This is a genomic window from Jeotgalicoccus aerolatus, from assembly GCF_014635205.1.
In the GTDB taxonomy this organism is placed as follows: domain Bacteria; phylum Bacillota; class Bacilli; order Staphylococcales; family Salinicoccaceae; genus Jeotgalicoccus; species Jeotgalicoccus aerolatus.
The window spans coordinates 1,132,538-1,153,387 of the sequence record NZ_BMCN01000001.1 but is presented as its reverse complement, the minus strand read 5'-3'; the positions used below and the strand labels follow the sequence as shown (position 1 = coordinate 1,153,387).

The 20,850-nt window shown below is 43.0% G+C and carries 20 protein-coding genes; 13 read left to right on the top strand and 7 right to left on the bottom strand.

Features of this window, described 5'->3' with window-relative positions; genetic code table 11:
• Positions 1 to 10: 10 nt before the first annotated feature.
• Positions 11 to 931 (bottom strand): ABC transporter permease, encoded by a 921-nt coding sequence (locus IEU81_RS05860; RefSeq protein WP_092598781.1) that lies wholly within the window; start codon positions 929 to 931, stop codon positions 11 to 13.
• A 12-nt stretch (positions 932 to 943) separates the two neighbouring features.
• Positions 944 to 1,852 (bottom strand): ABC transporter permease, encoded by a 909-nt coding sequence (locus IEU81_RS05855; RefSeq protein ID WP_186090706.1) that lies wholly within the window; start codon positions 1,850 to 1,852, stop codon positions 944 to 946.
• A gap of 310 nt (positions 1,853 to 2,162) precedes the next feature.
• On the opposite strand from IEU81_RS05855, the gene IEU81_RS05850 reads away from it, so the two are divergent.
• The 10 genes from IEU81_RS05850 to IEU81_RS05805 all read left to right on the top strand — a co-directional run bounded on the left by IEU81_RS05850 (position 2,163) and on the right by IEU81_RS05805 (position 13,207).
• The gene (locus IEU81_RS05850) at positions 2,163 to 3,839 is read left to right on the top strand and encodes a glutathione ABC transporter substrate-binding protein (protein ID WP_186090704.1); all 1,677 of its coding nucleotides are present in this window, start codon (positions 2,163 to 2,165) and stop codon (positions 3,837 to 3,839) included.
• 45 nt (positions 3,840 to 3,884) lie between these two features.
• Complete coding sequence (locus IEU81_RS05845) at positions 3,885 to 4,664, top strand: ABC transporter substrate-binding protein (protein WP_186090702.1); 780 nt, start codon at positions 3,885 to 3,887, stop codon at positions 4,662 to 4,664.
• Positions 4,665 to 4,782: 118 nt separating this feature from the next.
• Complete coding sequence (locus IEU81_RS05840) at positions 4,783 to 6,057, top strand: alcohol acetyltransferase (RefSeq protein WP_186090701.1); 1,275 nt, start codon at positions 4,783 to 4,785, stop codon at positions 6,055 to 6,057.
• Position 6,058: 1 nt separating this feature from the next.
• Complete coding sequence (locus tag IEU81_RS05835; RefSeq protein WP_092598799.1) at positions 6,059 to 6,724, top strand: DUF6320 domain-containing protein; 666 nt, start codon at positions 6,059 to 6,061, stop codon at positions 6,722 to 6,724.
• A gap of 29 nt (positions 6,725 to 6,753) precedes the next feature.
• On the top strand, positions 6,754 to 7,725 hold the full coding sequence (locus IEU81_RS05830) for an alpha/beta hydrolase fold domain-containing protein (protein WP_092598802.1): 972 nt from the start codon (positions 6,754 to 6,756) through the stop codon (positions 7,723 to 7,725).
• 485 nt (positions 7,726 to 8,210) lie between these two features.
• Positions 8,211 to 9,887 (top strand): glutathione ABC transporter substrate-binding protein, encoded by a 1,677-nt coding sequence (locus IEU81_RS05825; protein WP_186090699.1) that lies wholly within the window; start codon positions 8,211 to 8,213, stop codon positions 9,885 to 9,887.
• A 351-nt stretch (positions 9,888 to 10,238) separates the two neighbouring features.
• A complete protein-coding gene (locus tag IEU81_RS05820) occupies positions 10,239 to 11,918 on the top strand; it encodes a glutathione ABC transporter substrate-binding protein (protein ID WP_186090698.1) in 1,680 nt (559 codons plus the stop codon).
• A 105-nt stretch (positions 11,919 to 12,023) separates the two neighbouring features.
• Entirely contained in the window at positions 12,024 to 12,275 is a 252-nt protein-coding gene (locus tag IEU81_RS05815; RefSeq protein WP_092598819.1) for a hypothetical protein, read from the top strand.
• A 12-nt stretch (positions 12,276 to 12,287) separates the two neighbouring features.
• Positions 12,288 to 12,623 carry a hypothetical protein gene (locus tag IEU81_RS05810; protein ID WP_092598822.1) on the top strand — a complete coding sequence of 112 codons (336 nt, stop codon included), beginning with the start codon at positions 12,288 to 12,290 and terminating at the stop codon, positions 12,621 to 12,623.
• Positions 12,624 to 12,643: 20 nt separating this feature from the next.
• Positions 12,644 to 13,207: a GNAT family N-acetyltransferase gene (locus tag IEU81_RS05805; protein ID WP_186090696.1), complete on the top strand. Its 564-nt coding sequence runs from the start codon at positions 12,644 to 12,646 to the stop codon at positions 13,205 to 13,207.
• A gap of 30 nt (positions 13,208 to 13,237) precedes the next feature.
• Here IEU81_RS05805 and IEU81_RS05800 read toward each other — a convergent pair whose 3' ends face one another.
• On the bottom strand, positions 13,238 to 13,819 hold the full coding sequence (locus IEU81_RS05800; RefSeq protein WP_186090694.1) for an LOG family protein: 582 nt from the start codon (positions 13,817 to 13,819) through the stop codon (positions 13,238 to 13,240).
• Between the two features lie 25 nt (positions 13,820 to 13,844).
• Positions 13,845 to 14,813, bottom strand: coding sequence for a hypothetical protein (locus IEU81_RS05795; protein WP_186090693.1), 969 nt, complete (start codon positions 14,811 to 14,813; stop codon positions 13,845 to 13,847).
• 137 nt (positions 14,814 to 14,950) lie between these two features.
• Here IEU81_RS05795 and IEU81_RS05790 point away from each other — a divergent pair, with 137 nt between their 5' ends.
• Entirely contained in the window at positions 14,951 to 15,634 is a 684-nt protein-coding gene (locus IEU81_RS05790; protein WP_186090691.1) for a hemerythrin domain-containing protein, read from the top strand.
• A gap of 104 nt (positions 15,635 to 15,738) precedes the next feature.
• Here the strand turns inward: IEU81_RS05790 and pnpS are convergent, their stop codons facing one another.
• Both pnpS and IEU81_RS05780 read right to left on the bottom strand, forming a co-directional pair.
• A complete protein-coding gene (gene pnpS / locus IEU81_RS05785) occupies positions 15,739 to 17,520 on the bottom strand; it encodes a two-component system histidine kinase PnpS (RefSeq protein WP_186090689.1) in 1,782 nt (593 codons plus the stop codon).
• Entirely contained in the window at positions 17,521 to 18,213 is a 693-nt protein-coding gene (locus IEU81_RS05780; protein WP_092598840.1) for a response regulator transcription factor, read from the bottom strand.
• A gap of 205 nt (positions 18,214 to 18,418) precedes the next feature.
• Here IEU81_RS05780 and IEU81_RS05775 point away from each other — a divergent pair, with 205 nt between their 5' ends.
• Together IEU81_RS05775 and IEU81_RS05770 are read left to right on the top strand one after the other, a co-directional pair.
• Positions 18,419 to 19,420 carry a ThiF family adenylyltransferase gene (locus IEU81_RS05775; protein WP_186090687.1) on the top strand — a complete coding sequence of 334 codons (1,002 nt, stop codon included), beginning with the start codon at positions 18,419 to 18,421 and terminating at the stop codon, positions 19,418 to 19,420.
• Between the two features lie 12 nt (positions 19,421 to 19,432).
• Entirely contained in the window at positions 19,433 to 19,939 is a 507-nt protein-coding gene (locus IEU81_RS05770) for a MogA/MoaB family molybdenum cofactor biosynthesis protein (protein ID WP_186090686.1), read from the top strand.
• Positions 19,940 to 20,350: 411 nt separating this feature from the next.
• Here the strand turns inward: IEU81_RS05770 and moaC are convergent, their stop codons facing one another.
• Positions 20,351 to 20,827 carry a cyclic pyranopterin monophosphate synthase MoaC gene (gene moaC, locus IEU81_RS05765; protein WP_092598849.1) on the bottom strand — a complete coding sequence of 159 codons (477 nt, stop codon included), beginning with the start codon at positions 20,825 to 20,827 and terminating at the stop codon, positions 20,351 to 20,353.
• Positions 20,828 to 20,850 lie beyond the last annotated feature (23 nt).

Below are 20,850 nucleotides of genomic sequence, written 5' to 3'. Positions count from 1 at the left end.
TCACTCCTTCTTAGTTTAAGTCCACGCGTTTGTTAAGCAGTCTGTACGAAATATCAACGATTAAGTTAACGATAACGAAGATAACTGCAATAACAAGAATTGCCCCTTGGACGACAGGGAAGTCCCGCTGGAGAATTGAGTCGATGATCAATCTTCCGAGACCGTTAATTGCGAATACACTTTCAGTCAGGACAGATCCTGCAAGGAATGAACCGAACTGAATACCGATTACTGTAATAACAGGTATCATCGCGTTCTTCAGTGCGTGACGTAATATTACTGAACCTTCCTTAACCCCTTTGGCACGGGCTGTTCTGATGTAATCCTGGTCGATAACGTCGAGCATACTGCTTCTTGTCATACGTGCGATAATCGCAGCGCCGGCAGTACCAAGCGTAATCACCGGGAGGACGTTTTGTTCAAGACTGCCCCAGCCTGTCGGTTTAAAGATTGGAATTTCAATTGCGAACCATTGAATTAACATCAGTCCGAGCCAGAAGTTAGGCATCGAAAGACCGAATAGTGCAACGACCATCATTGCAACATCTTCAAAAGTGTATTTTCTGACTGCTGAAATAATACCAGCTAAAAGTCCCCAGAAGATACTGAAAATCATTGCCATAACGGATAATTCTAAAGTGATCATGAAGCGGGCACTGATATGATTAAAGACCGGGATGTTATCACGGATAGATGAACCGAAGTCCAGCTGTACCGCATTCCCTAAAAATCTAAAGTATTGTTCGTAAAGCGGGTCGTTTAACCCGAGTCTAGCCTCGATTGCTTTAACCGTAGCTTCCGGCGCACTTTCACCGGCCATAATTACAGCCGGGTTACCCGGAGTGAGGTGCATCAGACTGAACACGAGTACCGTAACTCCAAGGAGTACGGGTATAAGCTGCAGTAATCTGCGAATGATAAATTTTGTCATGATATCCTCCTCCTATTTTTTGGCCTTCGGATCGAAAGCATCTCTTAAGCCGTCCCCAAACAAGTTAAATGCAAGTACGACGATCACGATCATCATACCGGGGAAGAACGTAATATGAGCTGCCTGATACATATAGTTACGGCCGTCATTAAGCATTGCCCCCCACTCAGGAGTCGGCGGCTGTACACCTAATCCAAGGAAGGAAAGACCTGCTGCTGATAAAATCGCTGTTGCGATAAACAGCGTCGTATTGACGATAATCGGTGATAAAATATTCGGTAATATGTGCTGGAAAATAATTTTCCCATCTTTGGCTCCGAGTGCTCTAATCGCATCAACGTATTCAAGTTTGCGCGTTGTCAGCGTTGAACCGCGGACAATACGGGCGAACTGAGGCAGCGCCCCGATAGCGATGGCGATTGTTACGTTGATCGTGCTGCCTCCAAGTACACTGACGATTGCAAGTGCAAGCAGGATACCCGGGAAAGCAAGCAGTATATCCATCAAGCGCATAATAACTGTATCCAGCCATCCGCCGTAATATCCTGCTAAGAGACCAATCGGTACTCCGACTAAAGCAGCCATAAATGTCGCTGCAAAACCTACACCCAGTGTTATGTACATACCGTGAAGAATACGATAAAAGATATCGCGGCCCAGGTGATCTGTACCAAACCAGTACTGCGCCGAAGGACCCATCAGCTTATCAGTAAGGTTTGTAGCGTTTGAATTGACGCCTAATATATTATAGTTGGCGTCCAGAGCGCCGAAAATTGAAACTAAAAATAAAAACACCAATACGTAAAGACCGACAAGTGCTGCTTTGTTCTTTCGAAGTCTTCTGTAGAAGTCTTTGAAATTGTCGACTCTCCGATTGGCAGGTTTTTTAACTGGAACCTGACTTGGTTGTACATTTGACATGTAACATAAACCCCCTCTAAAAACTGAAAATTAATATAAATACAAATAATTCTGACATATTTATTCATAATACATCGATGTATAGACTATAACAAGAATTATCGACAACCGTCTATACTTTTTACTGCCAATATTCTAAAAAGTGTAGATAATTGAAAGCGTTTCCTTATATATACCAAGGCTTGAAGGAAAATATAAACAGAAAATTTATCTTGCTTATCTTTAATTCCTAGTGCTATAATCTGGATTACAATACATACAAAAAAGATATGAATTGATTTCAGTATAAACAGGAGGAGAAAAATAAACAATGAAATTTTATACATATTTCTTAGCTGCTGCACTGCTTCTTATATTATCTGCATGTACGAGCGATTCTGATGTAGAAGTGACAGACGAAGCAGGTAATACAGCAGAAGAGTCGTCAGGCGGCGATTTAATTGCATCCTATGCAACGGATGTATCATCACTGGATCCGGCGGGACAAAATGATTTGCCGTCAGATCAGAGAAGAAACGTAATATATGAAGGATTACTTTATCTGAATGATGATTTAGAGCCGGAACCGCGTCTCGCTTCTGATTACGAACAGACAGATGATACGACATGGGTATTCAACCTCCGTGAAGGTGTCACTTTCCACGACGGCACAGAATTTAATGCCGAAGCGGTTAAAGCGAATATCGAAAGAATTGTCGACCCGGCAGTCGCTTCAAGCCGTGCCAATATTTTTGAAATGGTGAGTGAAGTCAATGTAGTCGATGACTACACTGTTGAAATCGTCACGGACTATCCTTTCGCAGCGCTGCCGAACTATTTAGCACATGATGCCGGCGGTATGGTTTCAAAAGCTGTCATCGATGAAGATTATCAAAACGCGATTGATGAAGGCGGAGCGGATATCACCCTCGATGAATTTTACGCACTTCGCAGTGAAGGCGGAACAGAATACGAAGCAGTCGCTAATCAGGTTGGTCAGCACACAGGTGGAATTGTAGAACAAAAACCAGTCGGCACCGGCTACATGAAATTCCAGTCGAGAGCACCCGGTGAGAATGTTGTCGTTGAACGCTTCGATGAATATTGGGACGAGCCGGCAAAACTCGATACGATTACATTTAAAGTAGTCGCTGAAGACGCGTCGAGAATTGCTGAACTGGAAAGCGGACAATCCCACTTTATCCAGGGCTTCGATAATGCCCAGTGGGATCGTATAGAAAACCATCCGGATATGGAAACTTATCCAGTTTACAATTTATCAAACGAATATGTCGGCATGAATACGCAAAAAGGACCTTTACAAGATAAGAGAGTCCGTCAGGCAATCGGCCACCTTGTAGATAAAGAAGCCATTATGGAAGGTATTTATTACGGCGTCGGACGAACGATGAAAGGTGCGCTGCAGGAAGAAATTCTCGGCTACAATGAAGATTTAGAAGACCTTGACTACGACCCGGAACGTGCCAAAGCGCTGCTTGAAGAAGCGGGCTACGGCGACGGATTTGATTTAACTATTATGACTAACGATACACCTGAACGTGTCGATCTCGCGATTTTGCTTCAGGAAGAATTTAAATCAGCAGGTATTAACTTAAGCATCGAACAGCTCGAATGGGGCGCGTACTTAGATGCAGTATCAAACGGTGAACACGACTTATTCATCTTAGGCTGGCCAAATCCGGTCGGCGATCCTGACCAGGGCATCTGGCCGCTGTTCCACTCATCTATGCAGGGCACAGGCGGCAACCGTTCATTCTTCGACAATGAAGAAGTGGACAGCCTGCTTGAAGAAGGACGCAGAGAATTAGATGTAGAGAAACGCGAACAGATCTATCAGGAAATCGATAAAATACTCGTTGAAGAACAGCCGTCTGTCTTTATCAGACAAGCCCAAAGTGCGAATGCAATTCGTTCTGAAGTAGAAGGACTGTATATCAACCACTTTAATAAACCAGATTTCAGAAATGTCACTATTAATGAGCAGTAGCGTTCACGCATCATAAATTCGGTTTTAAATCAGGGGGATATAAATATGAAGTATTTAAAATACTTGCCGCTTGCGATAATTTCACTGGTGCTCGGCGCATGTACGAGTGATGCCAATGTGGAAGTCTCAGATGAAAATGGTGAAACGAATACTTCAGGGGGAGATTTCATCGCTGCTTATGCGAGTGATACGTCATCACTGGATCCGGCCGGTCAAAATGATTTGCCGTCTGACCAGAGAAGAGATGTATTATATGAAGGTTTGTTTGATTTAGATGAAAATCTCAATCCCAAACGTGCCAAAGAGTTAATGAAGGAAGCGGGCTATGAAGACGGTCTGGATTTGAAAATTATGACTAACGACGTGCCTGAACGAATAGATATTGCAATTCTGCTGCAGGAGCAGCTCAAGGATATCGGTATTAATTTATCGGTGGAGCAGCTCGAATGGGGGACTTACTTAGAAGCGATATCAAACGGCGAACACGATTTATTCATTCTCGGCTGGCCGAATTCAGTCGGTGATCCGGACCAGGGCTTATGGCCGCTGTTCCACTCTTCAATGAAAGGGTCCGGCGGCAACCGTGCCTTCTTCGATAATGAAGAAGTAGACGCACTGCTTGAAGAGGGCCGTCAGGAATCTAATGAAGAAAAACGTGCAGAGATTTACCAGGAAATCGATAAAATTCTAGTTGAAGAACAACCTTCAATCTTTATCAGACAAGCAGCAAGTGCTCATGCATCACGTGCTGAAGTCGGCAATCTAGATCCAGGACATTTAGGTAAACCTGATTTCAGAACAGTGACTTTAGAAGAACAGCAGTAAATATAAAACAGAAGCGAAATCTGCGAGTGTGCCAGCAGGTTTTGCTTCTGTTTTTTTTCTTTTGAGTATACAATTTAATAGATGTAATAAAATGAATTTGCACGACGGAGGTCAGGTTATGGATCAGTGGTATAAAATAGATAATACAGGGAAAATTTTTCATGCAGTATCGAATGCATCGAACTCTGCAGTTTTCCGCGTATCGATTACGCTTCATGAAACGATTGATCCTAAAATCCTTCAGGAAGCGCTCGATATTGTCGTGCTGCGTTTTCCGACTTTAAATGTCAGAGTGCGAAAAGGGCTTTTTTGGGACTTCCTTGAACAGAATGATCAGGTGCTGAAAGTTAAAGAAGAAACGGATTATCCGTGTGCACCGATCGACAGAAAAGAAAATAATGCCTTCTTAATTCGCGTACTGTATTTCGGCAAACGGATTGCAGTCGAAGTATTCCATTCACTGACAGACGGCGGGGGTGCAGCGGAGTTCGTAAAAACGCTGACCTATCAATATTTAAAGCTAAAAGAGGAGAATGTTTCAGCGGAAGAGACGGAGCTGATGCTGCCGAATGCACCGCCGAAGACAGAAGAGACAGAAGACAGCTTTTTAAAGTATGCAACCGTCACTAACGTTAAAAATCCTGCAACAAACGATAAAAAAGCGTATCAGCTAAAAGGAACACAGCTCAATCCGCCGGGGATTAATGTGATTCAGGGATTTGTTGATGCCGCTGCGCTCAACAGCTATGCCAAAGCACAAGGTACATCTTTAACAGGTTTTCTGACGAGCCTTCTGATCAAATCCATTCATATGGAAAAGCGGCGCAGAAAAGCTGAAGCGGATTTAATTACGATTGCCATGCCGGTGAGTTTAAGACGGCATTTTCCTTCGGTATCAGTCAGAAACTTCTTTTCAGTTTCAAACATCGGAGTCACAATGAACGATCAGATTCCGTTTGATGATGTAATTCGCAGCGTCACTGAGCAGCTGATTGAGAAAACAGACAAGGCATTTTTGCAGGCAGGCATTAACCGTTTCGTGTCATTTCAAAGTCATATTTGGCTGAGAATTGTGCCTGTCTTCATTAAATATCCTGTAATGCGTTTTGCCTTTAACCAGCTCGGTGAACGCGCAAAAACAATGACCTTGTCGAATCTCGGTAATATTAAGCTGCCGGATTCTATGAAGCCGTACGTCGATTCTATGGATGTCATTCTTTATCCGACAAATAAAAGTCCGATAAACTGCGGTACGGCAACAGTCAATGATAAATTAACGATTACATTTTCGCGCTCAATTGAAGATAATGAAATTATAAAAAGATTTTTCAAAGAGCTGACGAGAATGACAGGACTCGATGTTACAGCAGTTTCAAATGGATGGGGTGAGTAGCGTGAACAGTTGCGAGGACTGCGAAATTTATACGAATGAATCGACGTGTCCTATTTGCCACCAGCTGCTGTCAGATACGGATATAAAAACAGAAGACAGAGCGTATCCGGTCTACAATCAGCGGCAATATAAACTGCGGGCACAGATTTCAAGGATGACTGTGATCGGCGGTATTATAGCCATATTGATTTGCCTCTTAATTAATATGATTGTTATGCCGCACTTCTTATGGGTATTCTATGTAGCAGTGGCGGTATTTTATCTGGTAGTATCTTTGAATCATACTATTTTGTCAGCAGCACATCTCGGCGGTAAAATTACTGCCCAGGTCGTCAGTCTGACAGTGCTGTTGCTTGTAATCGACGGCATGTCCGGATCGGTGCAGTGGTCAGTCAACTATGTCGTCCCTTTCGTCATCATTGCAGGAATCTTATTGATATCTATCATCATTATTAAAGTCCGCTTGAAATGGACGGGTTATGTCAGCTTTTTACTCATGATGATTGCACTTGGCTTCCTGCCTTTAATTTTGTATTTTTCAGGTCTGGCAAATGTCCTGTGGCCGAGCATATCGGCAGCATCATTCAGCATAGCTACATTTTTAGCTATGCTGCTGATCGGCAACGCGTCGTTTATGACGCAGCTGGGCCGAAGATTTCACTTTTAAATTAATATATAAGCGGAGGGCAATATATAATGAGGGAATTATTAAGAGGCACTGCAGTTTTTGCGGCGGTATCCGGTGTCATCATGTACGTATACCGGTCAATATTTGTACATCATAGAAGTGTCGGCAGTGAGCTGGCGGAAGATCTAATCAGAGTAGTCAACTTTGATAAGCCGGATATTAATGCAGAGATATTGGAAGAGAAAGCGGAAGAAAACCGCAAGGAATATGAAATTCCTGCCAGTATCGTCAAGTCGCATATCACGAGCGAAGAACTGTTCGGGATGAAAGTATTTAACATGTCACCGCGGCATGAACCGTCGAAACAGCGCGTTCTCTATTTGCACGGCGGCGGTTATATTCATCAGCCGTCAGTATTTCACTGGAGATTTTTAAGCAAGATGGTTAAAGAAACAGGCATGGAGTTTATCGTGCCGATCTATCAGAAAACACCCGAGTACAGTTACGACACGGCATATGAATCACTTCAATCCCTGTATAAAAAACTGATTAAAGAAGATAAAAACCTGGTCATCATGGGAGATTCAGCCGGCGGAGGATTGACGCTTGGGCTGACTAAATGGATGAAGGAAAACGATATTGAAATGCCAAAAGCTCAAATTGCCATATCGCCCTGGCTGGATATTACTTTATCTAATCCGGAAATTGAAGATTATGAAGAAGTTGAACCGATGCTGAAGAGCGATAATTTAAAAATAATCGGGAAAATATGGTCGGGTGATGCCAAACCGGATGATTATAAAGTATCGCCGATGTTTGGAGAATTAAAAGATTTGCCGAAATTGCATTTATTTATCGGCACCCGTGAAATTATTTTGCCGGATGCGAGAAAGTATGCAAACATGCTGGAAGCAGCAGGCGCGGACTTCGAATACTATGAATATGACATGCAGAATCACGTTTTCCCGCTCTATCCTATTAAAGAGGGCATTGAAGCGAGAAGACAGATTGTAAATATATTACTGGAACTGGACCAATAGATTGGAAGCGGAATTGTGATTCCGCTTCTTTTATAGAATTATGATACCAGCAGCTGAATTGACTTCAGCTGCTGTTTTTTTGTTTGGATTTGTAGCGGTTGAGGGTCTGGTTGGTTAATGGGAGGATCTCATTGTCCGACTAGGGGGCTTACTCGGCCAATGAAAGAGTCTCATTGTCCGGCTAGAGCGTTTACTCGGCCAATGAAAAAGTCTCATTGTCCGACTAGAGTGCTTACTCGGCCAATGAAAGAGTCTCATTGTCCGGCTAAGGCGTTTACTCGGCCAATGAGAAAATAACATTGTCCGGCCAAGCGGACCCAAACTCATTTCAAGCTCAAAATCATCAATATTCAACACGTCCCAATAAGTAAACGCCTCCAATAATTACAATTTTCTGAATTAGCTGTTGTAGAACCATTCCTTATAGTGTAAAATTCTGAATATTATAAGAAGTTTATCGACTTCTTTAAATTGGGGGGAATCAAATGAAGAAATTTAGTTTTTTGACGTTACTCGGCGTATTGATACTTATCCTTGCGGCATGTACTGACGACAGCAATGTAGAAGAGGAAGCGAGTGAAGGGGAAGAGTCTGCGGCTGCTGAAGGCGGGACTTTAACTTTAGCTATACCTAGTGATGCGGTGTCGATGGACCCGCACGGAAGTAATGATGTTCCATCAGAACAGATTCGCGATACGATTTACGAACCGCTTGTAACGCAGGATGAAAATTTTGAAATCGTTCCTGTACTGGCAGAAGAGTATGAACAAGTTGACGATACAACATGGGAGTTCAAATTACGTGAAGGTGTTACTTTCCACGATGGCAGTGAGTTTAATGCAGAAGTGGTTAAAGCGAATGTTGAGCGCATAAAAGATCCGGCAAAAGCTTCAGCGCGTTCTTTCTTACTGGACATGGTCACTGAAGTTGAAGTTGTGGATGATTATACAGTTCGATTAATTACTGAATATCCATTTGCACCGCTGGTGAATAACTTAACTCACGGTGCTGGTAAAATGATCAGTAAAGATTTAATCGATGCGGATTACCAGAATGCTCTGGATGAAGCGGGCAGTGATTTAACACTTGAAGAGTATTACGACCTCCGTGCTGAAGGCGGAGATGAGCATGAAGCTGTAGCGAATGAAATCAGCTCTTATGTCGGCCAGCTCGTTGAAACTGAGCCGGTCGGTACGAATTACTTTAAATTTGATTCAAGAAGTCCCGGCGAACAGACATCAGTCGTTCGCAATGATGATTATTGGGGAGATACTGCACTGCTCGACGGTGTAGATTTCAAAGTAGTTTCTGAACCCGGTTCACGTATTGCTGAACTGGAATCTGGAACTTCTAATGCGATTCTCGCCACTTTATCAAGTAATATTGAACGTGTAGAAAGTAATGAAGACGTGACGTTATTACGTAACGAATCAGTATCGATAGACTACATTGGTTTCAACACTGAAAAAGAGCCATTTAACGATCCGAGAGTCCGTCAGGCTATCACGCACGCATTTGACAGCGAAGCAGTTCTAGAAGGTGTATATAACGGCTCAGGTACTCCAGCTGAAGCACCGCTTGCACCAGGAGTACTCGGTTATTCTGAGGACCTTGAAGGACTGGACTACAACATGGAACGTGCACAGGAACTTCTCGATGAAGCGGGTGTTGAAGATTTAACAATCAACTTAATGGTCAATGATGATAATCCTGAACGTGTCGACGTGGCATTATGGCTGCAGGAATCGTTAAGCACATTGGGCATTACAGTTAACGTTGAACAAGTAGAGTGGGGCGCGTACTTAGCAGCAACTGGTGCCGGGGAGCATGATATGTTCATCCTTGGATGGAGCAACTCAACCGGTGACCCAGATAACGGAATTGCACCACTGTTCCACAGCGATAACATCGGTGCGGACGGCAACCGTTCATTCTACAGCAACCCTGAACTTGACAGCATCTTAGACGAAGCGAGACAGTCAACAGAAGAAGCTGAACGCGAAGAGCTCTATATGCAGGCTCAGCAAATCTTAGTTGATGAAGCACCGGCAATCTTTATCCGCCACGGTGAAAACTTAAACGCACACAACAATAATGTCGAAGGCTTCGAAGGCGATGCGTATAACATCTTCGATTTCAGAGGAACTTCGATGACGCAATAATTTACAAGATAAAAACCGTTAGTCCGTAAAAAGGCTGGCGGTTTTTATCGTTTTAAAGCCTGACAGTATAGTAAATTTCACAAAAAAGAGGGAATCTTCGAAATTTATTAATAGAATTTTCAGTTACTTTCAAGAATTTATAAAATTGTTGAAAGCGCTTTATTTTATAAGAGGAGAGTGATATAGTAAAAAAAGGCTGAGTTTTGATGATATATAAGTAATTGTTTGTAGTGTTAATATTTTCAAAATTCAAGCTTGTAAGAAAAATTGTTTTAGGGTAGTATAAAAGAGTGAAATTTTAGGATTTTAAATTGTCTTAAAATTTAAAATTTTTTGAGGAGGAAATACATAATGAAGAGCCTTAAACAACTGCTCGCTCTAAGTGCGGTACTGTTTTTAACACTAGTACTGGCAGCTTGTACGAGCGACAGCGATGTTCAGCCTGAAGGCGAAGACAGCGCGGAAGGTACTCCAGCTGGCGGCCAGGATCTTGTGATCTCGGAAATGAGTGACATCGTATCGATGGATCCGCACGGCAATAACGACGTACCATCTTCAAACGTACGTTACAACTTATATGACGGACTGACTGTCCTGAATGAAGATATGGAAGTAGAACCTGGTCTTGCGACTGAATGGGAGCAGGTCGATGACACAACTTGGAGCTTTACACTTCGTGATGATGTCACTTTCCACGATGGTACACAATTTAATGCTGAAGCTGTTGTTGCCAACTTAGACCGTGTACTTGATCCGGCAATGGCATCACCGCGTATGTTCTTATACGAAATGATTACTGAAGTTGAAGCAGTGGATGAGTTCACTGTAGAAATTACAACTGAGTATCCATTCGCACCATTACTGGCTCACCTTGCACATGACGGCGGCGGTATGATCAGTAAAGATGTTATCGATGCTGACTACCAGCAGGCGCTTGATGCAGCAGGTGAAGACATGACTGCAGAAGAGTATTACGAACTGCGTGACAGCGGTGAAGCTGAAGCAGTCCAAGATGCTATTTCATCTGAACTGGGCACATATGTCACAGAAAATCCTGTCGGTACAGGTACATTTAAACTACAGGAGCGCACACCGGGTGAACAAGTCGTCTTAGAACGTAACGATGACTACTATGGTGAAGCGGCTACACTTGATACAGTGACATTTAAAGTTGTTCCTGAAACAGCTTCACGTATCGCTGAAATTGAATCGGGCACGTCTCACATTGCAGGCACTGTTGAATCAAGCAACGCTGACCGCATTGCAAACGGTGCTGAAACAGCTTTAGATGAAACAGAATCAATGTCATTATCATACATTGGTTTCAATACTGAAAAAGAACCATTAAATGATCCAAAAGTCCGTCAGGCAATTTCTTATGCTATCGACCGTGAAGAGATCATTAACGGTGTTTATGACGGTGTAGGAATTCCTGCAAAAGGACCTCTGGCACCAGGGGTATTCGGTTACGATGAAAACGTTGAAGGTATCTCATACGATATTGAAAAAGCGAAAGAATTACTGGCTGAAGCGGGCTACGAAGACGGCCTCGACTTGTCTATCTGGACAAACGACAGCCCTGAGCGTGTTAACACAGCAGTTTACTTGCAGGAATCACTGCAGGAAATCGGCATTAACTTAACGGTTGAACAATTAGAGTGGGGCGCGTACTTAGAAGAAACAGCTGCCGGTAACCACGATATGTTTATCCTTGGCTGGTCTACTGTAACAGGTGATGCAGACTACGGCACGTATCCGCTGTTCCATTCATCTATGCATGGTGACCCGGGTAACCGTTCATTCTTATCAGACGATAAAGTAGACGAACTGCTTGAGGCAGGACGCCGTGAAGCTGATGAAGAAGCCAGACTTGAAATTTACTCTGAGCTTCAAAATCACCTTGTAGATGTAGCGCCTATGGCTTACATTCACCACCAGAACTACTTAACAGGTATGAACTCAAACGTTCAAAACTTCTGGGTAGATGCTCAAGGTATTTATCATCTTGATGAAGTAACAATCGGAGAATAATCACATATAGGAAACCCGGCAAATTTTGCCGGGTTTTTTCTATAAATTTTAAAATATACATATGAATGGTATAATATTGGGTAAGATAAACTATAGGTGAAGATAATGAAAAAACTGATGATGATTGTATTAGTAATCGGTCTTTCGGCATGCAGCGGAGAGGCCAGCCAGGCAGAAAAGGATTTAGAAGCGATCAACGGAGACATTTCTGAACTCGAAGAAGAAATTAATGACCTGCAGGGGGATAATGAAGCACTGCAGCAAAATGTTGATCAGAAAGAATCTGAACTTGAAGCATTGGAAAAAGAGTTCGAAGAAAGCCAGCAGGCTGAAGACACAGAAGAAAACGAAGAGTAAAGGAGTTTTAACATGCATGAAGAGAAATTTTATTTAATCGAAAATAAAAAAATGACACTGACTGAATTAGCTGAAGAAATCGAAGCGATTATCGGCGGTGAACTGGAAGATGTTAAAGGTTCTATCAACAGAGTTGTCGTTAAAAAACCGGCACCGGAACGCGGTTTTGAAGCATTCACGGTCACCTTTAAAGTAAAACATACAGTGGACTTTATCGATGTGGTTGTAACGACGAATAATACGAAGAAACGTCTTGAAGATTACGACTTTGATAATGGTGAGTATACGGTGCGTTTAGTCAGCTACATCCGCCGGGATGTGCCGATTCAAAATGAAGCAGAACTTTAATAAGATAGGCCTGAAGTGAAATGAAGTATATTAAGACAAAACGTCTCATTTTGCGCGACTGGCAGGAAAGTGATCTGAAGCCATTTATTAAAATGAATTTAGATCCCGATGTCAGACGCTATTTTCCGTCCCTCAGTTCGCCTGAAGAATCTGTCGAATATGCACGTGCAGCTCAAAAGTGCATTGTCGACAGAGGTTTCGGTCTGTTTGCGGTGGAAAGAAAAGATACCAATGAATTTATTGGCTTTACAGGCATTCATGTGCTGGAAGCTGATGACAGTTTGGACTTTGAATTTTTACCATGTATTGAAATCGGCTGGCGGCTGCAGAAAAAACACTGGAACCAGGGCTTTGCGACAGAGGCAGCCCGCGGTGTTTTAAAATTCGTCGAACGTCAGACGGATATTAAGGAAGTCTATGCCTATACAGCAGTACGCAATATACCATCGATTAATATTATGGAGAAAATTGGCATGGAGCCTGTAAAAACATTTGACCATCCGGACATTATTGATGGTCATTCATTAAAACAACATGTTCTCTTTAAAAAATCGACAAAAAAAGAGCGCAGATTCAAATTATAATTTTGAACCTGTGCTCTTTTTATTTTGTGCTTATTTTAAGTCAGCATTCGTTCTTGCTGCTACAGGGACATAGTTTTCAAAGCCTGTAACAATATCTGCCAGATTATCGTGGATGAACAGCATATCTAAATAGCGTTCTTCCAAAAAGCCTTCTTCAATTGATTTATCTATTACTGTTTTTAAGGCATCGAAATAACCGTCAACATTTAAAATACCGATCGGTTTTTCGTGCAGACCGAGCTGGCCCCAGGTGAAGACTTCAAAAAATTCTTCAAGCGTGCCGGCACCGCCGGGCATCATAATAACAGCATCGCCTTCGTTTTCCAACTCCAGTTTGCGCTGGTGCATAGACTGGACGATGCGCATATCTTTAACGCCAGGGTGAGCGACTTCACGGTCGACCAAAAACTGAGGGATGACCCCGGTAACGTGTCCTTGTTCAGACAGCGCACCGTTTGCCACTGCGCCCATCAAGCCGGTCGCGCCGCCCCCGTAGACGATAGTAATATTTCTTTTAGCAGCGTCACGTCCAAGCTTAAAGGCTGCTTTTTCATAGTTTTCATTTTTACCGGTTTTAGCACCGCAAAATACTGTAATTTTTTTGACGTTCATAATGTTTGCTCCTAAGATGATAAACTTATTTATTAAACATTAATTCTTCATAGTTTTTAATGGTTTCATCTTTAATATAGGTGCTGCCGTCACCGATACGGCGGCCGTATTTGTTAGCATGTTCGAAATTCATGCGGCGGTGCTGATTAAAGAGAGAGTTGCTGTGACGCAGTTCTTCTTTTTCTTTTTTCTTTTCAGCGATATATTTATCGCGTGCTGCACTGCGCGGATCTAAAAGATTTTTATGCTGCTGGCGAAGCGGTAAATCCTTACTGCTGTCAGCTGAGTCATTCCTAGTAAATTCAGTGTTGCTGAGTACTTTTTCTTCATTCATTTTCTGGATGTTTGTCATGTTTTCACTGCTTTCGTTAGTTTGTACCGGCATACCTGTGTAAGGAACCAGTTCGTTTTGTGTATTATTTTCTTCTTGTTCTTCTTCTGTTTCTTCGAACATATACATTTCGCCGTAATCCGGTTCCTGGTTGTCCGGTTCAGTTAATTTGTCAGTATTAATATCCGGAGTGATTTCGGAGTTTGACATATAGTCATCTGAAACTGTCATGCCGTCCTCAATCTCTTCTGGTGATTTTTCCTGATGCGATTTAAAAATCTTAGGCACGAAAGATGAGCGCTTTTTAGTGCCATCGTTATCGAGGCGTTTTTCTCTATGTGCTGCTTTTTCTTTTTCAAAGCGTTTTTCTAAAGAATCTTCTTTGTCTAAACTCTTTTGATAATTTTTAACTTCTTTATTGTAGCTGCGCTCTTCTAAACTGCTGCTTACTTTTGAACCGATTGATTGTGCAGTGTGCTTAGTCGATTCATATGCACTTGAAGCAGCATCTTTGCTGCTGTCTTTGACACGTGTATAGACAGTATTAGATACCGCACCTAATTTTTGCATGTCGGGATGTTTGCTAATTTTTTTGCGTTCATTGATTAAGGGCACTGCAATCAGCGGTATGATTGTTGCCAGCATTTTTATATTTTTATTCACGAGTTCTGACCTCCATCAAAATAGGTGTTTAGATTAATTATACAATACCCGGCGAGATAATGAATTAAACGGGTTTTGAGGTTTAAATTATTTCGAATAATGGTATGAATATAAAGAATAGACGAGGAGGATTCAACATGTCAAATATAAATGAAAACATGAAACTTAAAGATATCTTATTTAAAGTGCCGGCTGCGGCGGATGTGTTCAGAGAAGTGAACATCGATTTCGTTAACAATGGCAGCGATACGCTGAAGGATGCATACGATGCAGGGCACTTTAATCTTGAAAACATTTTGTATGAAGTGAATGAATTATCAAAAGAACGTATTGAAGGCATCGACGTGTCGTATATGGATGAACCGAGCATTATTAAATATATCGGCCGTAAATATAACGATGACTTGCTGGATGAACTGCCGGTCCTGAATGATTATGTTGAAAAACTGGCTAAGAAATATAAAAAAGAAGATGCTGAGTACGATAAAGTCTCAGATCTCTTCTATAATATTTACCGGGAAATGACGGTGCATATTGAAACAGAAGAGACAGATGTTTACCCGCTGTTAACGACTTATTATGAACAGCAAAGTGAGGTCACGCACGAGGCATTAAAACCGCACATTACAAGATTAATCGACGAGCATCAAAATATCGTCAGCTGGTTTAAGCAGATCCGTTCTCTGACAAATGGCTATACGCCTGTAGACAGCAATGAACCTTTAAATGTTTTCGTGATGAAGAAATTAGAAGAAAACGAAAATAATATTATGACGATTCTGCACTTGGAAAATAATCTGCTGTTTACTCCGTTTAGATAAAATTAAGTCGTATACTAAGATAAATATCTCCAGCATAAATAATCCGTAGGTTAGCATTCCCACGAGGGGTCTAACCTACGGATTTTTTTGTCTCAGTCTCAGTTTTATGTTTCTTTTTGAGTTTTAGGCAGTACCACATTAAATGTGGAACCGACGCCTTCTTCACTTTCCACGTGGATTTCTCCGTGATGGGATTCGATCAGGTGTTTGACGATTGCGAGGCCGAGGCCGGTACCGCCGGAATGGCGGCTCCGGGCTTTATCGACCCGGTAAAAGCGTTCGAAAAGACGGCCGAGACTTTCTTTAGGAATCCCCATGCCGGTATCTCTGACGCTAAGAATCAGTGTTTCAGGCTCTTCTTTTACGTCGATAAAAATATCGCCATTATCAGAAGTATAGTTTACAGCATTGGCAACAAGATTTAAGACAATTTGTCCAAGGCGGTCGCTGTCAGCTTCAATGTGAATCGGCTGATCGTTATCTGGTAAATGCAGGCTGATATTTTTATCGCTCGCAATGTTAGAGATGGTGAGTGTGGAGTTTTTAATGACTTCATTGACGTCCACATCGGTAATTTTAAGCGGCATAGCCTGCTTTTCAATTTTGGATAATTCGAGCAGGTCGGTAATCAGCCGGTTCAGCCGCTCACTTTCGTCGTAAATAATCTGCATGAATTGTTTCGCCGTTTTTTCATCGGGCACATCTCCGCTGAGCAGCGTTTCTGCGAACCCTTTAACTGAAGTAATCGGCGTCTTCAGCTCATGTGACACATTGGCTACGAATTCACTGCGCATTTTCTCAAGGCGCCTGATAGCGGTAATATCGTGCAGCACCATAATTGCACCGCGCTGCTGCCAGCCCTGGCTGTAATACGGGGCAATATGGACATCCAGAATACGCTCTTCCGGGAAGTAAATATGAGCTTCGTCATGCGATTTTACATTGTCTTCAATCACGGACTCAATGAGGTGATCGATGCCGAGCGGGCCAAAGACCAGGCTGAATTTTTTACCTTCGATTTTAGATGTATGTTTCGATAAAAAACGCTCTGTCGCATGGTTAGTCAGCACGACTTCGCCGTGATCATTAATTAAGACAACACCGCTGACCAAGTTCGACATAATACTGTTCAGCTGTTTCTCGCTTTCCTCAATCTCGTTAACGTGAGACTGAAGGCTCGCTGCCAGTGCGTTAACAGACGTATTTAAATTACCAATTTCACCGGAATAATTCGCATTAATTCTGGCACTGTAATCTTTGTTTTGCAGTCGTTTCGTCACGTTGATTACTCTGTTGATCGGTTTCGTAATATTGTAGCTTAACAAGGCTGCAGAAATGACTGAAATCAGCAGGATAATAAACAGTATAGTACTTAGCGTTTTCCAAATCGCACCAATTGCATTTTCAATCGATTCAGTCGAGACAGATGTTCTGACAGCGCCAATAATCTCATCATTAGAAATGACAGGAATAGCGACGTACATCATGGACATATCTCTCGTATCACTCAGACGGGTAGATGTGCCGATTTCCTGATTTTTTACGAGGACGGCTTCGATTTCAGGCCGGTTTAGATGGTTATCCATCGTTTCAATGTCGCTCTCTGAATCTGCGATGACCGCGCCTTCTTTACCGACGATAGTATAACGGAGATCGATTTCATCATTCAGACGAGCTATCCATTCATCAAGTGTCTGCCTGTCTTTGTCCAGTCCGCCGAGCGTAATGACTTCTGATACCAGCTGAGCATTTTCTATTAAATGATCTTCTGTCATATCCGTATATGTATTTTGGATGATCGAGCTGATAAAAAACCAGAGAACCAGTATAAAGACGATCGATAAAAGTAAATACGAGCCTGTGATTTTCAGCCACAGTCGCTGCATTTAGTCTTGTCCTTCCATCTTGTAGCCAAATCCGCGAATCGTCCGGATATAGACAGGCTGTTTCGTATCCGATTCGATTTTTTCACGCAGGTGGCTGATGTGGACATCGACAATACGTGTATCACCGTCGTAATGGAAATCCCAGACGCCGTTTAAGAGCTGGTCACGGCTCAGTACTTTACCGCGGTGGTTGGCTAGGTAAAGCAGCAGTTCAAATTCTTTAGGCGTCAGCACCAGCTGTTCGCCTTTGAACATTACCATATACTTGTCGGGATGAATTTCAAGGTCGCCGATTTTAATAATCTCATCTTTAGCTTCTGCAGTAATTAGTGTCGTCCGGCGTAATATCGCTTTAACGCGTGCCACGACTTCTCTTGGACTGAACGGTTTAGTCATATAGTCATCCGCACCGAGTTCAAGACCGAGAATTTTATCGAACTCATCGTCTTTAGCTGTCAGCATCAAGATCGGGGTATTAATTTTTTCCTGTCTGAGTGTTTTACAGACATCCATACCGTCCATTCCGGGCAGCATTAAATCGAGGACGATCAAAGTCAGATCTTCAGTCGTCGCAATCTCAAGTGCATCGTTGCCGTTTTCTGCTGTCAGGACTTCAAAACCGCTCTGTTCAAGGTTGAATTTCAGTAATGTTAAAATTGATGGTTCATCATCAACAACTAGAAGCTTTTTCATCTATATGCCCTCCGTAAATTACTCTATAATATAACAACTATATTTTAGCACAATTTATACAAATAACAGACGAAGTTTACATCTTCTTAACATAGCGCAGCTGCACCCATTTAATGTAAACCGTAAAAATGATTTCGCCTGTCTGCTGTGATAAAATCGGAGAGTCAGGATTTACTTAAAATTAATATATTAATGAGTGAAAAAAATGGATAACAGATATTCTAGACAGTTACTATATAAAAATATCGGCCGTGACGGCCAAAGGCTGCTGGGTGAAAAAACAGCGGTCATTGTCGGCCTTGGGGCACTCGGGTCTTTATCGTCTGAAATGCTGGCAAGAGCCGGAATCGGGAAATTAATTTTAGTCGACCGGGATTACGTCGAAGTCACTAATCTCCAGCGCCAGACGCTGTATACCGAGCAGGATGCAGCAGCACAAAAACCAAAAGCGGCAGCAGCCCATGAGCAGCTGTCAAAAATCAACAGCAGCATTGACATTGAAAGCCATATTGCCCACTGCGATGCGGTACTTTTGGTGTCGCTCGCAAAAGATGCGGATATTATAATCGACGGAACGGATAATTTTGATACCCGCATGCTGATCAACGATGCATCTTTTAAATTGGGGATTCCGTGGATTTACGCTGCCTGTGTTGAAGCATCATACTCCAGTGCGGCCTTTATACCGGGAGAAACGCCGTGCTTCAGATGCTTAACACCGGTGCTGCCGGCGGCCACATTGACGTGCGACACTGCGGGAATTATCTCGCCGGCAGTCCATATGGCAGTGAGTCAGCAAGTTACAACAGCCCTTAAAATTTTGACAGGACAATATTCAGCCCCGTATCATCTGCATATCGGCAACGTCTGGGATATGGATTATATGAAAATTGATATCGGCAAGATGACCGAAACAAACTGTCCAACATGCCAGACCCGTGACTTCCCGGAAATCAGCCGGACGGAATCAAACGCTATGAAATTTTGCGGGCGCGATATGATTCAAGTCATCGATGAACGATTAACAGAAAACGTTGTTACAGCCGCGCTCGAACAGGCGGGCATTGAATTTAAACGGACCCCGTATTTTATCGAATTCAACTACGGCGATGTGCGGATTGTCAGTTTTTCAAACGGCAGACTGCTGATGCATCACGTCGTTAATTTAAATAAGGCACGGACGATCATCAATCAACTATTTGGTTAGGAGCAAAAAAATATGAGTATTGTGGACAGAATTGACAGAGATATTAAAGTGGCGGTGATGACCGTCAGCGATACGCGCGACAAGACCACGGACAAGGGCGGTAAACTGGTCATCGATTATATAAAAACGGTAAACGCCTTTGTGCCGGACGAACATTATGAAATCGTGAAGGACGAAATTGACGGAATTCAGAAAGCTGCGAAGAAACACCTGGAAGCGGGTGTAGATGTTGTCATTACAACAGGCGGGACAGGAATCGCGAAACGCGACGTCACAATCGAAGCAGTCACGCCATTATTCGATAAAGAAATCGAAGGCTTTGGTGAACTCTTCCGTATGCTGAGCTACACAGAAGACATCGGTTCACGCAGCTTGCTGTCCCGTGCAGCGGCGGGCACACACGATAACCAATTAATTATTTCTCTGCCCGGCTCGAGCGGCGCAGTTAAGCTCGCTATGGAAAAACTCGTGATCCCTGAGCTGAATCACTTAGTATTTGAGCTGAACAAGGAGAATTGATGGGGGATTTGGGTGCGAGTGCGGTTTTTGGCGGTTTTTGAGTGAGTATCTGGGTTTATTGCCCGCATGAGCGGGCCACAAGCGGCCGCAAACGGGTTATCGACCGCATGAGCGGGCCACAAGCGGCCGCAAACAGATTATCGACCGCATGAGCGGGCCACAAGCGGCCGCAAACGAATTATCGACCGCATGAGCGGGCCACAAGCGGCCGCAACTGAGTTATCGACCGCATGAGCGAGTCACAAGCGGCCACAAACAGATTATTGCCCGCATGAGCGGGTCACAAGCGGCCGCAAACGAATTATCGACCGCATGAGCGAGTCACAAGCGGCCGCAAACGGAAAACCCAACCCCCACCCACCAAACCCAAAAAATCCGCCTGCCAGCATCGGCAGACGGATTCATTCATATTTAAGCTTTGTAATCTCCGGATTTACCGCCGGATTTTTCAAGGAGTTTTGTTTCTTTAATAATCATGCCCTTATCGAGGGCTTTACACATATCATAAACGGTGAGCGCGACAGCGCTTGCGGCTGTCAGTGCTTCCATTTCCACTCCGGTTTTTCCGGTCGTCTTAACTGTTGCTTCGATGATCAATACATAATTTTCACCAGTGTCCCAGCGGAATGATACATCGACGCCGGATAGTGACAGCGGGTGGCACATCGGAATAATCTGGTGCGTATTTTTTGCAGCCATAATACCCGCAACTTGGGCCACCGCAAGTACATCTCCTTTTTTAACGGTGCCTTCAGTAATTCCGAGGTAAATATTTTCAGGGACTTCCAGCAGCGATTGTGCAGTAGCGGTTCGCTTAGTCACCTGTTTATCTGATATATCGACCATTTTTGCCCGGCCTTCTTCATTAAAATGCGTAAAATTGGACATATCCATCCTCCCATTTAGTACAA